We start from the raw sequence: 15594 nt of genomic DNA, 5'->3' as shown, positions 1-15594 counted from the left end.
ATGCTAAAAAAGACCTATTGGCTAAGTCTGTTGCGAACCTTCCAAGCCAGTTGGAGTCGCTTTTTAGCCTTGCTCAGTTTATTAACCCTGTCTGCCTTTGTGTTGGTCGGGCTCCAGTTGGCGGGACCCAATTTGGAAACCTGGTTGTCGACCTTTAAGAAGCAACAAGCTCTCCCCCAAGTCAGTATTTTGGGCAAACTTGGTTTTAGCCGGGAGCAGGAGCTGCTCCTACGTCAGGAAGCCAAGCATCAGCAGGCAGCGGTTGAATTTGCCTTTCTCCAAGATGTTCGCTTGCAGGATGGGCGCGTGCTCCGCCTCTTTTCCTTGCCCCATCAACTGGCCCAGGTTTGGGATCTGCAAGGCCAGCTGCCCAGTTTAAATTCGGAAATCCTACTGGGCCAGCTTGCTTCAGGAGAGTTTCAGCAGGGTCAGGATCTGGAATTTGATTATCAGGGTAAAAGCCGGCGTCTAGTGGTGACTGGTCTAGCCCGGTCGAGCCAGTTGATTGCGGCCGAAGATTTTGGATCTAGCCTTTTAGGCCAGGGGAAGGTCGATTTGTATGGCTTTGTTCCTGCAACTTTTTTTCAAAATCAAAAAGAGAATCTAGCCTATTTCCGATGGTCCAATCCAGAGCAAAAGGACTTGGAGCGTTTGGAATCCGTGGTTGCGGGCCAAGCTGAGCAGAGCCGGAAGGCTGCCAGGGAGGACTTGAAGCGTCAGGAAGCTGCACTCCAGCAAGCCCGGGAGCAGCTGGCTTATTTATCTGCTTCCGAGCGGGCAAACTTGGCAGCAGGGGAGCGGGCCTTGAAGGAGTATCGGGAAGGGCTGGCACGTCTAGAGAGCCAGGAGCTCTTTGCAGTTATGGAGGAGGGGGAATTTCCAGGCTCCTCGAGCTACACCTATCTGGACACCAGTATTGCCAGTCTAAAAAAGGTGGCCCAGTGGATTCCACCGATTTTTTACGGAGTGACGCTCTTGGTAGCCTTAACCAATCTGTTGGCCTTTGTTCAGGATGAACGGCAGAATCTGGGCTTGTTGTCAGCCTTGGGGTATGGGCCTTTGGCCTTGGTATTCAGGTTTCTTAGCTACGGCCTACTTCTGGCCTTCTTAGGGGCTGGTCTGGGCGGTCTGCTTGGGGTTGGTCTCTTAGCTCCGATGATCCAGGGAATCTTGTTAAAAAGGACAGTCTTTGGAGCAATTGAGCAAAGTCTGTCCTGGCCTCCCTTCCTTTGGTCTCTTGGTTTGGGCAGCCTGGTTGTCCTCTTTCCTTTAGTGGGGTTACTAGGATCTGATTTACAGCAGCCAACCAGTCAATTATTGAGACCCAAACCACCGGCCAAGGGGAAACGGATTTTCCTGGAAGGGTTGCCTAGCTTCTGGTCGCGTTTACGGTTTAACCAGAAACTTCTCGTGCGTAATCTCTTTCGCTCCAAGCAGCGAATGGTCATGACCGTTTTTGGGGTCTTGGGCTCGGTTGCCCTCCTGGTTGCGGCCTTGGGCTTGCAGGTTTCGATTGGTAGCGTGGCGGAGAAGCAGTTTCATCAAGTCTGGAACTATGATGCGTTGCTGGTTCATCGGAAGGATCAGCCTTTCCACTATAAGCAAGGGCAGTCGGTTGGTTTATACTACCAGGAAGAAGAGCTAGAACTGGCTCAGACCAGTGGTCGCCTACAAATTTTCACCCAGCTTCCAGGTCAGAAGTGGTCGGATTTGATTCGGTTAGCTGATTGGCAAAGTGGTCAGCTCTTAGATTTGGATCAGGTGGGGGTCGTTTTGAGTCAGCCCTTGGCTGAGGCCCTGCAGGTTTCTCCTGGAGACCAGGTGCGCTTGGCTGGGGAAACTTGGCAGGTTGGGGGAATTGCCGAGCAGTATGTAGGCTATAGCGTGTACTTGTCTGTGGCTCAGATGCCGGGTGCAGCAGCTAATGCCCAACTGTGGCAAATGCCAGTGGGGCAGGAGGTAGCCTTTAGAGAGGCTGCCCTCAAGGACAGCAGTACTCTGAGACTGGAAGAGACAGCCCTTCTGGAATCTTTCTTCCGGGATACGGCTCAATCTCTCAATCAGACCATGTATTTGGTGTCCTTTTTATCCTTGGGTTTGGTTGTGACCATCTTGGTCACCCTGACCCTGCTGAATCTGCATGAACGCATGCGAGAGTTGGCGACTATGAAGGTACTGGGTTTTTATCTTGGTGAACTGCAGGGACTGCTCTATAGGGAATTACTGTATTTGACTGGCCTAGGCGCCTGTCTGGGTTTAGGGGCTGGTTATTTCCTACATGCCTTTTTGCTCAAGCAAATTGCCCCTCCAGCCCTGGTCTTTAACAGGGACATGGGCCTCACACCCTACCTTTTACCCCTGATTCTCCTTATTTTGGTGCTAACAGGTCTTTATTTCTTTATTTTAAAAAAATTAAAAAACATCCCGATGTTGGATGCCTTGAAATCTTTGGAGTAGATGATGAAACGAGAATTAATCTTAAATTTAGCGGTAAGTTTGGATGGTTATGTGGCGCGTGAGGACGGATCCTACGACTGGATTCAGGCCCCAGCAGACTCCATGCCTAATACGGACTTGCAGTTTGATAATCCTGCTTTTTTTGAAAACTGCGACACGGTTGTAATCGGTCATCGGTCTTTTCTGGAATTGGGCTTGGATGACATCCCAGGAGCGCAGGAGAAGCAGTTTCTGATCGCCCGGCGGGGACCTGAGGAGAAAAGGGGGAATCTTCATTTCACCCCCGACCTTGTAGGTACTGTTAAGGAGCTGTTGAGTCAGGAAGGAGGACCAATCTGGCTTTTCGGCGGTGCCCAAATCGCTGACAGTCTTATTGCGGAAGACCTGCTGACCGAGTACATCTTAGGCCTGGTCCCTGTGATTCTTGGAAAAGGCCGACGCTTGTTTGCGGCAGAACTTCCGGAGATTCCCCTCAAGTTGATTGAATCAACCGTCACCGATGGTATTGCCATGTTACGCTATCGGAAGGTTGGGAAATAGGGGAAGGCTAGCTGGTTCTAGAATCTTCATGTTTACTTAGCAATAATCAAAAAAACCGAACCCCTCAGCTAGAAAATATACTGGTTCTGAGGAGTTCGGTTTTTGTATAGAGTGCTAGGTAGTACCTCAAGTGTTTGCTTTACAATCTTTATCTTTTCAGCGTATTGATAAAGCCTTGTTAGATCTTTATTGGGATAAGCGACCTAGGTTTTTAGAGTTTTGATGAAAGGTTCATTAGCGTGTAGATTAAGATGGTGAAGCTCTTTAAGGCCATGTTTTAGCTCCTGTTTCCCGCGAGTATTTCGATCTTGATTTGAACGAGGTATGAGACTCAGAAAACCTAAAAAACTTCCCTTGGAATCATCCAAGAGAAGCTGTCAGTTTTTATATCTAAGGAATCTTATTTCATCGTTGGGAATAGAAGTACATCGCGGATGCTGGTTACGTTGGTAAGGAGCATAACGAGGCGGTCGATTCCGATTCCAAGTCCACCTGTTGGCGGCATTCCGTATTCCAGCGCTTCAATAAAGTCATAGTCGATTCCAGTTGCTTCATCGTCTCCCAATTCCTTGGCCTTGGCTTGGGCTTCAAAACGGGAAAGCTGATCGATGGGATCGTTTAATTCGGTAAAGGCATTGGCGAATTCTTTGCCGACGATAAAGAGTTCAAAGCGGTCAGTGAAGCGAGGATCATCGGCGTTTTTCTTAGCCAGAGGGGAAACCTCAACGGGGTGGCCGTAGATGAAGGTTGGTTGGATCAAGGTGTCTTCAACATATTCTTCAAAGAAGGCATTGATGATATGGCCAACGGACGTGAAGTGTTTTTCGACAGGAACCTTATGTTCTTTGGCTAGGTCCTGAGCTTGTTCCAGGGTCATTTCTTGCCAGAAGTCGACGCCGGTGATGTCTTTGATGGCATCCAGCATGTGGATACGGGCAAAGTCGTGACCGATTTTGATTTCATGATCTTGGTAGCTGATGATATCCTGGTCTGTTACAGCTTTGGCAGCAGCTTGAATAATGCCTTGAACCAAGTCCATGATATCCTGGAAGTCTGCATAAGCTTGGTAAGCTTCGATAGTGGTAAATTCAGGATTGTGGGTAGCGTCCATTCCCTCGTTTCGGAAAATGCGCCCCATTTCGTAGACCCGTTCCATTCCTCCGACAATCAAGCGTTTGAGGTGGAGTTCGGTTGCGATGCGGAGTACCATGTCAATGTTTTGCGCATTGTGGTGGGTTTCAAATGGACGAGCTGCCGCTCCACCGGCTTCGTTGTGAAGGACTGGTGTTTCAACTTCAAGGAAACCTTGATTATCCAAGTAGCGGCGGATTTCAGAAACAATTTTGGAACGAGCTATAAAACGTTCGAAACTTTCACGGTTGGAAATTAAATCCAAATAGCGTTTGCGGTAGATCGTTTCGACGTCCGATAGGCCGTGGAATTTCTCAGGCAGGGGACGCAGGGCTTTAGACAAGTGGGTGAGCCGAGCTGCCTTGATCGACAATTCGCCCATATCTGTCCGCATGACTTGACCTTCAACACCGATGAAATCTCCTAAATCGGCTTTTTTGAAGATCTCATAGTTTTCTTCACCAACTTCATCCTTCCGCACATAGATCTGGATTTGGCCATCCCGGTCTTGGACGTGAGCGAAACCAACTTTTCCCTTACCACGCTTGGTCATCAAACGACCAGCAATGACTGCGGATTCGTTTAGGTCATTGAGAGCTTCCTTGTCTAAATCTGTATATTTTTCCTTTAGCTCTGCAGAATTAGCGCTTCGTTCAAAGCGGTGGCCGAATGGATCAATGCCAGAGTCTGCCAAGGCTTGCATTTTTTCCCGGCGGATGATTTGCTGGTCATTGAGTTCCTCTGTTAGATGGTGTGACATATTTTCCTCCTCTGTCATCCGTAGACTATTTTTTTATTTTATCACAATTGTAGGGGTTGTGAGTAGGCAGGTTGGACTTTCGCAGAATCCAAAAAGCTGATATCGTTCCAACTTAGGAGTTGGAAATCTCTGAAATCATCGGTTTCCAAGATGGTCAGGCTAGCATTTGCGAGGCCACCCCAATCGCGAATGAGGGCAGGTTTGGCTCCTAGCAGTGTCCGCAAGGAGGCAACTAGATTGGCCCCGTGGCCGATAAAGAGTACATGTTCGTAGGGTTGATTTTGAAGACTTTGCACGAGTTCCCGTACCCGTTGTGTGGTTTGATAAACCGATTCAGCCTCAAACATCCTGCAATTAAAAAGGGAGAGATTGTGTCTGAAGGCCCGCATTTGTTGGGGATAGATGGCTTCCATGAGGGTGATTTTTTGACCTTCCAGGCGCCCCAATTGCCATTCTCGGAGCGATTCTTGTAGTTCAATCTCAACGGGATGGAGACTTTGGCTTTGAATAATTTGGCTTGTCTGGACAGCTCGGGGGAGGTCACTAGAGAAGATACGGTCGAACTGGATGTCTTGCAGATGCTTGCCCAACAGCTCGATGTCTTGAATGGACTGGCTTAAGAGTGGAGAGTCTCCACTGGCTCCTTGAAAACGTCCTTCTTCATTCCATTCGGTTCGTCCATGACGAACAAAGTATAACTTCATGTTCTTTCTTCTCCTTATTCACGAAAATTTGCAAAGTCTGCGCCTAGAAATTGCGCGAGGTCTTTTGGGGCTAGTTGGACGCTACGACCGATCTCGCCTGCTGAAACCAGGATGGTTGGGAAGTCCAGTGCACGATCATCGATATAGATGGGATAGTTGTGGCGTTGGCGGATGCCGATTGGACTGTTGGCACCGTGGACATAGCCGGTCGTTTGCTCGAGTTCTTTTTGAGGAATCATCTGAACTTTTTTATTGCCCGATAGGCTGGCCAGTTTTTTCTCGGCCAGATGATCTTCAATGGAGAGCACACCGATAATAGGACTAGTCTTATCTCCCCTGAGGGCCAGGGTTTTAAAAATTTGGTTAGGATCAATGTTCTCAGTGACTTGACCTTCCAGTCCATTGAAAAGATGGGCCTGGTGTTCGATCCCAGCCTTGGTTAAGATTTGTTCAACCAAGGTTTTTTTAATTTTTTTCTTTGCCATAGGGTTCCTTTTTTCATAAAAGAGAGGCTGAGACGATTGTCCCAGCCCGGTTTTTATTCTGTTGCGGGGACATCTTGGTGCTGGTAATCGGCAGCGTCCCTTTGGAATAACTTTTTATAAACTTCAGCGGTATTTTTAAGAGGGGAGATTTGGTTTAAATCGACCTCTTTATCAAAACCAGGCAGCCAGCCACGCGAGGTGTACTGGTGGAGATCGTATTCAATGTCGGTCAAAGGAGCCGCATTGTAGTAACCGGAATCGACTCCATAGGTTGGGAACCAAACGGCATCAAACCTATTAGTGGTGATGCTGTGCTCCTCCATGAAATAGGTTCCGATGTAGATTCCAATATTCTTGGCCCCTAGTTCCTGCAGTTTAGCCCGAAAGGCTTCGACACCCTTGTCCATATTGGACATGGTTTTTTCTTCCACGTCGAGCCAGTAGTAGGTTGGTTTATATTTGGCAGAAGCCTGGTAAAATTCCTCGGCTTCCTTTTGCATTTCTTTAATGGATCCAGCTGCGACATAGGCGTAAACAGCTACAGGAATGTCGCGTTTTTGGAACTCTTCGATATGTTTTTTGTAGGACTTGTCAATTCCATTGAGGTAGGTGGCGGCATTTTCTTTCTTGGCCTGGGCTCCACTGTGGACCCGGATAATAGCGCCAGAAATGCCTTCAGCCATGGCATCATAGTCAATTTCTTCAGGCAATTGCCAGCCAGAAAGGTCTACGATGGGACGGAGATTGACGGCCTCAGTTGTGGTGTTTTTCTTCTTCTTCTTCTTCTTTGTTTCTTTTTTACTGTTGTTGTTTTTTTCCTCAGCGGCTTTTGCAGCACGGAGTGCTTCTTGCTCAGCTTTTAAAGATTGAACTTGAGTGTGACCAGCGATTAAACTGATAAATATGAAACTGAAAAAGACTGCGATATAAATAGGTTTAATCCTTTGTCTCATAAGGTTCATTCTATCTTAAAATGGGGGAAATGACAAGAAATCTCGCCTGTTTTTGTATAAAAAGGACCAAACTGTCTGTTTGAGGAGTGGGAATGGGGTGCGGTATCGTCTTTTGCTTTTTTTTCGGTAGTGAAAATGGTATAATCAAGGCTGAAATTTTAGAGAAAACGGGTATGCAATGAAGATTGAAAAACGCTATTTGTTAAACTACTCAATCCTGATTCCTTACCTCATCTTGTCGGTTTTGGGGCTGATTGTGGTCTATTCGACAACGAGTGCAAACTCGATCCAGAGTGGCGGGAATCCTTTTGGCTCCGTACTGACACAAGGGATCTTTTGGATTGCGAGTTTAATTGGGATCGCCTTGATTTACAAAATGAAACTAGACTTTTTGAAAAACCAAAAAGTAGTCGGCTTTATTCTCAGCGTGGTTGTTCTCTTGCTGATTATTTCACGCTTCTTTGGAGCGACAATCAATGGGGCCAGGGGATGGATTTTGCTGGGGCCTTTGAGTTTGCAGCCGGCTGAATACCTCAAGGTGGTAATGGTTTGGTACCTGGCTTCAGTTTTTAGCAGCGAGCAGGAGTTGATTGCCAGCAGTGACTATTATGCCTTGACCAAAAACACCTTCTTTCCACGGAGTTTTACTGATTGGCGAGTGGCAGTTCTGATTTCTCTGGGGGTTGTGGCTTCCTTGCCGGACCTGGGGAATGCGACGATTTTGACCTTGTTGACCTTGATTATGGTTTCCTTGAGTGGGATTTCCTACCGTTGGTTTATGACCAGTCTAGGAGCTATTGTGGCGTTGTCGGCAGCGATTTTGGGAACGATTCGTCTGGTCGGGGTTGATGTTGTGGCTAAAATCCCCTTGTTTGGTTATATTGCCAAGCGTTTTAGTGCCTTCTTTAACCCCTTTGAGGATTTGTCCGATTCGGGTCACCAACTAGCCAATTCCTACTATGCCATGAGTAATGGTTCTTGGTTTGGGCTTGGTTTGGGGAATTCGATTGAGAAGAATGGTTACCTGCCTGAGGCGCATACAGACTTTGTCTTCTCTATTGTGATTGAGGAATTGGGCTTTGTCGGTGCCAGTTTGATTTTAGGTTTGCTCTTTTTCTTGATCCTGCGGATTTTGTTGGTTGGGATTCAGGCGCGTGATCCCTTTAATGCCATGTTGGCGACAGGAGTTGGTGGGCTTTTACTGACGCAGACCTTTGTCAATATTGGTGGGATTTCAGGCTTGATTCCCTCAACTGGGGTTACCTTCCCCTTCCTTTCGCAAGGCGGGAATAGTTTGTTGGTTCTGTCCATTGCCATTGCTTTTGTTTTAAATGTTGATGCGACGGAAAAAAAGAAAGCGCTAGAAGAAGGTCAGCCTCTCTATTGAGGATGAAAGGGCTTGTTTGATTGGGCGGGATGAGGAAAGGCCTTGTCCACGCCTCTTTTTGCATACGAGGAGAAAAAATGGAAAAACTAGAGTACCAGGTATCCGCAGCGGCCATTGCCGAGGATGCCCAAGAACTGACCCGGATGGTCAACCAGATTGTGGCAGCAGCTTATGGTCCAGGTGTCTTAGACGAAATTGCTCAGGTTAAAAACTGGGTCGTTGCAGGAGCTGACCAAGAGATTTCGGCTTATTTGAAGGAGTTGGAACTGGAGCGGATGGCACTGTTGGTTCGTTATTTTGCGGTCGTGCCTCTTTTGATTAATATTGCTGAGGATGTTGACCTGGAGGTGACCATCCAACGCCGGAATAACTTACAGGAGAACTATCTTGGGAAACTGAGCCAGGCGGTTGCCCGGATGGCGCAAATGGAGAATGCCCAGACCCTCCTCGAAGATTTGCAGGTGGTGCCGGTCTTAACGGCCCACCCAACCCAGGTCCAACGGAAGTCCTTGCTGGATTTGATGTCACAGATCCATGACCTCCTCAAGCAGAAACGGATGGCCTTGCCAGGAGATTTGAGCCAGGCAGAGTGGGAGGAGGAGCAAAATCGTTACCTGGAAACGATTTTGCAAACTGATCTGATTCGGGAGCAGAAATTGACGGTTACCAATGAAATTGTCAATGCCATGGCTTATTACCGGAGTTCCTTGTTGGAGGCGGTTCCCCGCCTAACCCAGACTTATCGCGAGTTGGCACAAGAGCAGGGACTATTTGTTCCTAACAGTAAGCCCATTTCTATGGGAATGTGGATTGGCGGCGACCGCGATGGCAATCCTTTTGTGACCGCAGAAACGCTGAAAGAATCAGCCCGAGTTCAGCAGGAAGTTCTGTTTGACTTTTACCTGCAAACACTGAACAAGCTGTATCGGGACTATTCTGTTTCCTTGAATTTGACGCAGGTTAGTGCAGAGGTGGAGCAGTTGGCGAGTCTCTCACAAGATAATTCGATTTTCAGGGAAAAAGAACCCTATCGTCGGGCCCTTTCTTGGATTCGGGATCGACTCTTAAAAACGCAACGGGACATGCAGAACTTCTTAGGGCGTGCTGAGGATTTGGATGTGACCTTGGCTGGCAAAGATTTGATTCGAATCCAACAACAGCGGGATTGGGAAACTATTCCAGCCTATGCCAGTGCGGAGGAGTTTCGATCAGAGTTGCAACAGGTACAAGACTCCCTCTTGGCCTTCGGTCAGCAGCACTTGGCTAGTGGGAAGTTGAGTCAGTTGCTGACAGCGGTGGAAGTTTTTGGTTTTTACCTGGCCAGCATTGACCTGCGGCAGGATTCGTCCATTCACGAAGCCTGCGTGGCAGAATTATTAGCCACAGCTGGTTTGGTTGATGATTATGCCAGCAAAACAGAAGACCAAAAGGTTGCCCTGCTTTTGCAGTTGTTGACGGAGGATCCCCGGCCCTTGTCAGCCCCAACCCTGCCCAAGAGTGACTTGTTGGCTAAAGAACTAGCCATTTTCAAAATGGCTGCCAAACTCAAAGATGTCTTGGGAGAAGAAGTGATTCGCCAATCGATTATTTCCCATGCCACTAGTGTGTCTGATTTGCTGGAATTGGCAACTCTACTGAAGGAGGTTGGCTTATTAAACCGCGAAAGTACCCGTCTTCAGCTAGTTCCGCTGTTTGAAACGATTGAGGACTTAGAAGCTTCACGTCAGACCATGCAGGACTATCTGTCTTTGGACTTGGTTCAAAAATGGATTGCTTCTCAAAACGGCTATCAGGAAATCATGCTAGGCTACTCGGATAGTAATAAGGATGGTGGTTATTTATCTTCAGTGTGGTCCCTTTACCAAGCCCAAGAAGATTTGCAAAAATTGGGGCAGGAATTTGGGATTAAGGTGACCTTCTTCCACGGCCGTGGCGGAACAGTGGGTCGCGGTGGTGGTCCAACTTATGAAGCGATTATTGCCCAACCGCTGGAAAGTATCCGGGACCGCTTGCGTTTAACGGAGCAGGGGGAAGTGATTGCCAATAAGTATGGCAATCAGGAAGCGGCCTATTACAATTTGGAAATGCTGCTGTCGGCTTCTTTGGATCGGATGCTGAACCTGGAGGCGGAGTTGAGTGTAGAGCAGCGTGCAACCTATGGACGGGTTATGAATCACCTGGTACAAAGCAGTTACCAGGCCTATCGACAACTAGTGTTTGAAAACCCAGCTTTTTATGACTTCTTTTTTGAAGCTAGTCCGATTTCAGAAATTTCTAGTTTAAACATTGGTTCGCGGCCGGCAGCTCGTAAAACGATTACGGAGATTTCTGGGTTGAGGGCTATTCCTTGGGTCTTTTCTTGGTCCCAGAACCGGATGATGCTGCCTGGTTGGTACGGAGTTGGTCAGGCCTTTCAGACCTTAATGGCAGAGGATCCAGAATGGCTAGACATTCTCCGCGAGATGTATCAGAATTGGCCATTTTTCCGGGGCTTACTCTCCAATGTTGACATGGTATTGGCTAAATCAAATATGACCATTGCGGCTCACTATCTGGATTTGGTAAAGGATCCAGACGTTGCGGCTGTCTATGATCTGATTTTGGCAGAATGGCACAAAACCAAGGAGAGTGTTCTGTTAATAGAAGAAAGAGATGAGCTCTTGGCGGACAACACCTATCTTTCCAACAGTTTGTCTTATCGGATGCCTTATTTTGATGTTTTGAATTATGTTCAGGTTGAGCTGATTCGTCGCAAGCGGGAGGGGAATTTACCGGCTTCAGCAGATTCCTTGATTGCGACAACGATCAATGGAATTGCGACAGGGTTGCGCAACTCTGGCTAATCGGCGGAAAAATTAAAAAAAGAAGTAAAAGGCTTGATTTTTTCTAACAGTCTGATAGAATAGTAGGGAAAGTTAGACTGTATTGCCTACTGTCTATCTATAAAATATATTTTATTGGAGGCTTTTACCCAAATGGCAAAAGAAAAATACGATCGTAGTAAACCCCACGTTAACGTTGGTACAATTGGACACGTTGACCACGGTAAAACTACCCTAACTGCAGCGATTACAACTGTTTTGGCACGTCGTTTGCCTTCATCAGTTAACCAACCTAAAGATTACGCTTCTATCGATGCTGCTCCAGAAGAGCGCGAGCGCGGAATCACCATCAACACTGCACACGTTGAGTACGAAACTGAAAAACGCCACTACGCTCACATCGACGCTCCAGGACACGCGGACTACGTTAAAAACATGATCACTGGTGCGGCTCAAATGGACGGAGCTATCCTTGTAGTAGCATCTACAGATGGACCAATGCCACAAACTCGTGAGCACATCCTTCTTTCACGTCAGGTTGGTGTTAAAAACTTGATCGTCTTCATGAACAAAGTTGACCTTGTTGATGATGAAGAGTTGCTTGAGTTGGTTGAAATGGAAATCCGTGACCTTCTTTCAGAATACGATTTCCCAGGTGATGACCTACCAGTTATCCAAGGTTCAGCTCTTAAAGCGCTTGAAGGTGATTCAGCATTTGAAGACATCATCATGGAATTGATGGACACTGTTGACTCATACATTCCAGAACCAGAACGCGATACTGACAAACCATTGCTTCTTCCAGTCGAGGACGTATTCTCAATCACTGGTCGTGGTACTGTTGCGTCTGGACGTATCGACCGTGGTGTGGTTCGTGTCAACGACGAAATCGAAATCGTTGGTATCAAAGAAGAAACTACTAAAGCCGTTGTTACTGGAGTTGAAATGTTCCGTAAACAATTGGATGAAGGTCTTGCAGGAGACAACGTTGGGGTTCTTCTTCGTGGTGTTCAACGTGATGAGATCGAGCGTGGACAAGTTATCGCTAAACCAGGTTCTATCAACCCACACACTAAATTTAAAGGTGAAGTTTACATCCTTACTAAAGAAGAAGGTGGACGTCACACTCCATTCTTCAACAACTACCGTCCTCAATTCTACTTCCGTACTACTGACGTAACTGGTTCTATCGAGTTGCCAGCAGGTACTGAAATGGTTATGCCTGGTGATAACGTGACAATCGACGTTGAGTTGATCCACCCAATCGCCGTAGAACAAGGAACAACATTCTCTATCCGTGAGGGTGGACGTACTGTTGGTTCAGGTATGGTTACTGAAATCGAAGCTTAATTCGGTTCATTTCCTAGATTAACAATTAAAGTCAGAACAGCACTAGCTTGTCCTTGGGACAGGCTAGTGTTTTTTAGTTTTAACGAGGAATTAGCCGTTGAAGATTGTTTTGGGGTTGGAAATATCCTTTTTTTCTGGCTATCTTTGTGATAAAATAGGGACTGTAATAAAAATAGAAGAGGTATGTGAAATGTCACGTAAACCAATTATTGCCGGTAACTGGAAAATGAACAAAAACCCTCAAGAAGCTCAAGCTTTTGTAGAGGGACTTGCAGGTAAATTGCCTTCAGCTGATCTTGTTGAAGCAGCAATCGCTGCACCAGCTGTTGATTTGAATGCTCTTCTTTGGTTCTCTAAAGATTCAGATCTTAAAGTAGCTGCTCAAAACACTTACTTTGAAGATGCAGGTGCTTTTACAGGTGAAACAAGTCCTAAAGTTTTGAATGAAATGGGTGTGGACTATGTTGTCATCGGTCACTCTGAGCGTCGTGATTACTTCCATGAAACAGACGAAGACATTAACAAAAAAGCGCACGCTATCTTCCGTAACGGTATGACTCCAATCATCTGTTGTGGTGAGTCTCTTGAGACTTATGAAGCAGGACAAGCGGTTGAGTTTGTTGGAGCTCAAGTTTCTGCAGCGCTTAAAGACCTTTCAGCAGAGCAAGTGGCATCTCTTGTCATTGCTTATGAGCCAATTTGGGCTATTGGTACTGGTAAATCTGCAACTCAAGACGATGCACAGAAAATGTGTAAAGCAGTTCGTGACGTTGTGGCTGCGGACTTCGGCCAAGAAGTTGCGGATAAAGTGCGTGTACAATACGGTGGTTCTGTAAATCCATCTAATGTTAAAGAATACATGGCTTGCCCAGATGTAGATGGAGCTCTTGTAGGTGGTGCTTCCCTTGAAGTGGATAGCTTCCTAGCTCTTTTGGATTTTGTAAACTAATGGTTTCAAAGCTCGGTTTTTCCGGGCTTTTTTCTTTATATGGATTGAAAAAATCATTTTCTATGGTAAAATGAACGGGTAAGTTTAAGAAAATTTAAAGGAAATGAAATCTATGAAACATGGGTCGCAACAGCGTTTTTCAATTCGGAAGTACTCTTTCGGAGCAGCGTCGGTGCTTATTGCGAGCTTGGTCTTTATGGGCGGGCAAGTGCAGGCAGATAGTCTAGCAGAAAGTTCTGCGTCAACAGAGGCTGCCAGTCAAACAGTCGCAAGTAGTAGTACCGAGGTGGTTACTCAAACAACTTCTGAGCCTGCTCCTGCAAGTGATCAAAAAGAAGTTGAACCGTCTACTGAGATTGGCTCAGTTGCTCAAGTAGAAGCAGCACCAAGTGAATCTGTGTCCTCTGTTAGCGAGTCTAAGGTGGAAACTAAAGTGGCTCCAGAGGTTCAACCGGCATCCTCAAAAGTTGAAAGTCCTGCAACTGCTACCCCTTCAAGTAGCAGTCCGACTGTAGCTCCAAGCGTAAGTCCTGTTCGTCGAGCAGCGACAGCTGGAAACCCAAATGTAGCGACTCTACCAGATTCGGGAACCTATGTTTTCGAGGAAAAGACAGATGTTCATTCCCAGCCTAACCTGTCTTCTACTATTGTTGCAACCTATCAAAAGGGACAGTCTGTCATCTATGACCGTCTCTTGAGTGCAGATGAACGCCTATGGTTGTCTTATATTGGGGCTTCTGGTGCTCGTCGTTATGTGGCTCTACCAGCACAGAACCAGTCAGGCCAAACAACGGACTCAGCAGTTGCTAACACTTTGAATGCTTTGGCTCCACAGGGAACTTACACCTTTAGCAAAACCGCAGGTGTCAAAAATGAAGCACGCTTGTCTAGTCCGAACCTAGCCTTTTATTCCCCAGGTCAATCCGTTCGTTACGATCGTGTGCTAACTGCAGAAAATCATCGTTGGATTTCCTATATTTCCTACTCAGGTTCCCGCCGGTATGTAGCTATTGAGGAACTTCCACAAGCGCCCAAGGTTGAAAAGACCGGTCAAATTTCGGCAGTAAACGTCTCCAGCTCTGGCTATGACGTGATTGTCAAAAATGTTAACCACCCAGCAGGTGTTAAGGAAGTCCTTGTCCCAAGCTGGTCTGAGAAAAATGGCCAAGACGATATCATTTGGCACAAGGCTGTGAAACAAGGTGATGGATCTTACAAGGTTCGGGTTGAAACTAATCAACACAAACAAGACTTTGGAGCTTATCATTCACATGTTTATTATGTAACCAATCAAAATAAACGTGACTATGTGACAGCAACCAAGGTTGTGGTGCCGCAAGCACCCAAGGTTGAGAAAACAGGTCAAGTTTCAGCAACAAATGTCTCTAGCTCTGGCTATGATGTGATTGTTACAAATGTTAACCACCCAGCAGGTATTAAGGAAGTCCTTGTCCCAAGCTGGTCTGAGAAAAATGGCCAAGACGATATCATTTGGCACAAGGCCGTGAAACAAGGTGATGGTTCTTACAAGGTTCGGGTTGAAACTAATCAACACAAACAAGACTTTGGAGCTTATCACTCACATGTTTACTATGTAACCAACCAAAACAAACGTGAGTATGTGACAGAAACTAAGGTGACTGTTCCGCAAGCACCCAAGGTTGAGAAAACAGGCCAAGTTTCAGCAACAAATGTCTCCAGCTCTGGTTATGATGTGATTGTTACAAATGTTAACCACCCAGCAGGTATTAAGGAAGTCCTTGTCCCAAGCTGGTCTGAGAAAAACGGCCAAGACGATATCATTTGGCACAAGGCTGTGAAACAAAGTGATGGTTCTTACAAGGTTCGGGTTGAAACAAGCCAACACAAACAGGACTTTGGAGCTTATCATTCACATGTTTACTATGTAACCAACCAAAATAAACGTGAGTATGTGACCGAAACCAAGGTGATGGTTCCGGAACCAAAAATGTCTGTTCGTGTAGAGAATATCACAGTTGTAGGATTTGATGTCACAATCAAAGGTTTGGCGACAAATCCAGATGTCCGTTAGGTC

Annotated in this window: 11 protein-coding genes; 7 read left to right on the top strand and 4 right to left on the bottom strand. The window is 46.5% G+C overall.

Features of this window, described 5'->3' with window-relative positions; genetic code table 11:
* Complete coding sequence (locus HZY94_RS05070; protein ID WP_179925273.1) at positions 1-2457, top strand: ABC transporter permease; 2457 nt, start codon at positions 1-3, stop codon at positions 2455-2457.
* A 3-nt stretch (positions 2458-2460) separates the two neighbouring features.
* Complete coding sequence (locus tag HZY94_RS05065) at positions 2461-2997, top strand: dihydrofolate reductase family protein (protein WP_179925272.1); 537 nt, start codon at positions 2461-2463, stop codon at positions 2995-2997.
* Positions 2998-3397: 400 nt separating this feature from the next.
* Here the strand turns inward: HZY94_RS05065 and lysS are convergent, their stop codons facing one another.
* The 4 genes from lysS to HZY94_RS05045 are packed head-to-tail and all read right to left on the bottom strand — an operon-like array spanning position 3398 to position 7030.
* On the bottom strand, positions 3398-4888 hold the full coding sequence (gene lysS, locus HZY94_RS05060) for a lysine--tRNA ligase (RefSeq protein ID WP_179925271.1): 1491 nt from the start codon (positions 4886-4888) through the stop codon (positions 3398-3400).
* Between the two features lie 41 nt (positions 4889-4929).
* Positions 4930-5592: a histidine phosphatase family protein gene (locus tag HZY94_RS05055; RefSeq protein ID WP_179925270.1), complete on the bottom strand. Its 663-nt coding sequence runs from the start codon at positions 5590-5592 to the stop codon at positions 4930-4932.
* Positions 5593-5606: 14 nt separating this feature from the next.
* Complete coding sequence (locus tag HZY94_RS05050; protein WP_179925269.1) at positions 5607-6077, bottom strand: aminoacyl-tRNA deacylase; 471 nt, start codon at positions 6075-6077, stop codon at positions 5607-5609.
* Between the two features lie 53 nt (positions 6078-6130).
* Positions 6131-7030: a glycoside hydrolase family 25 protein gene (locus HZY94_RS05045; protein ID WP_179925268.1), complete on the bottom strand. Its 900-nt coding sequence runs from the start codon at positions 7028-7030 to the stop codon at positions 6131-6133.
* Between the two features lie 178 nt (positions 7031-7208).
* On the opposite strand from HZY94_RS05045, the gene ftsW reads away from it, so the two are divergent.
* The 5 genes from ftsW (at position 7209) to HZY94_RS05020 (ending at position 15591) form a co-directional block, all read left to right on the top strand.
* Complete coding sequence (gene ftsW / locus HZY94_RS05040) at positions 7209-8417, top strand: cell division peptidoglycan polymerase FtsW (RefSeq protein WP_179925267.1); 1209 nt, start codon at positions 7209-7211, stop codon at positions 8415-8417.
* 77 nt (positions 8418-8494) lie between these two features.
* Positions 8495-11260 (top strand): phosphoenolpyruvate carboxylase, encoded by a 2766-nt coding sequence (gene ppc, locus HZY94_RS05035; protein WP_179925266.1) that lies wholly within the window; start codon positions 8495-8497, stop codon positions 11258-11260.
* 132 nt (positions 11261-11392) lie between these two features.
* A complete protein-coding gene (tuf, locus tag HZY94_RS05030) occupies positions 11393-12589 on the top strand; it encodes an elongation factor Tu (RefSeq protein ID WP_179925281.1) in 1197 nt (398 codons plus the stop codon).
* A 190-nt stretch (positions 12590-12779) separates the two neighbouring features.
* Entirely contained in the window at positions 12780-13538 is a 759-nt protein-coding gene (gene tpiA / locus HZY94_RS05025) for a triose-phosphate isomerase (protein WP_179925265.1), read from the top strand.
* Between the two features lie 112 nt (positions 13539-13650).
* Positions 13651-15591: a GBS Bsp-like repeat-containing protein gene (locus HZY94_RS05020; RefSeq protein ID WP_179925264.1), complete on the top strand. Its 1941-nt coding sequence runs from the start codon at positions 13651-13653 to the stop codon at positions 15589-15591.
* Positions 15592-15594 lie beyond the last annotated feature (3 nt).

Origin of the sequence: Streptococcus danieliae, from assembly GCF_013415245.1 — a bacterium.
GTDB lineage: Bacteria > Bacillota > Bacilli > Lactobacillales > Streptococcaceae > Streptococcus > Streptococcus danieliae_A.
This window is presented reverse-complemented; position numbering and strand designations above follow the sequence as displayed.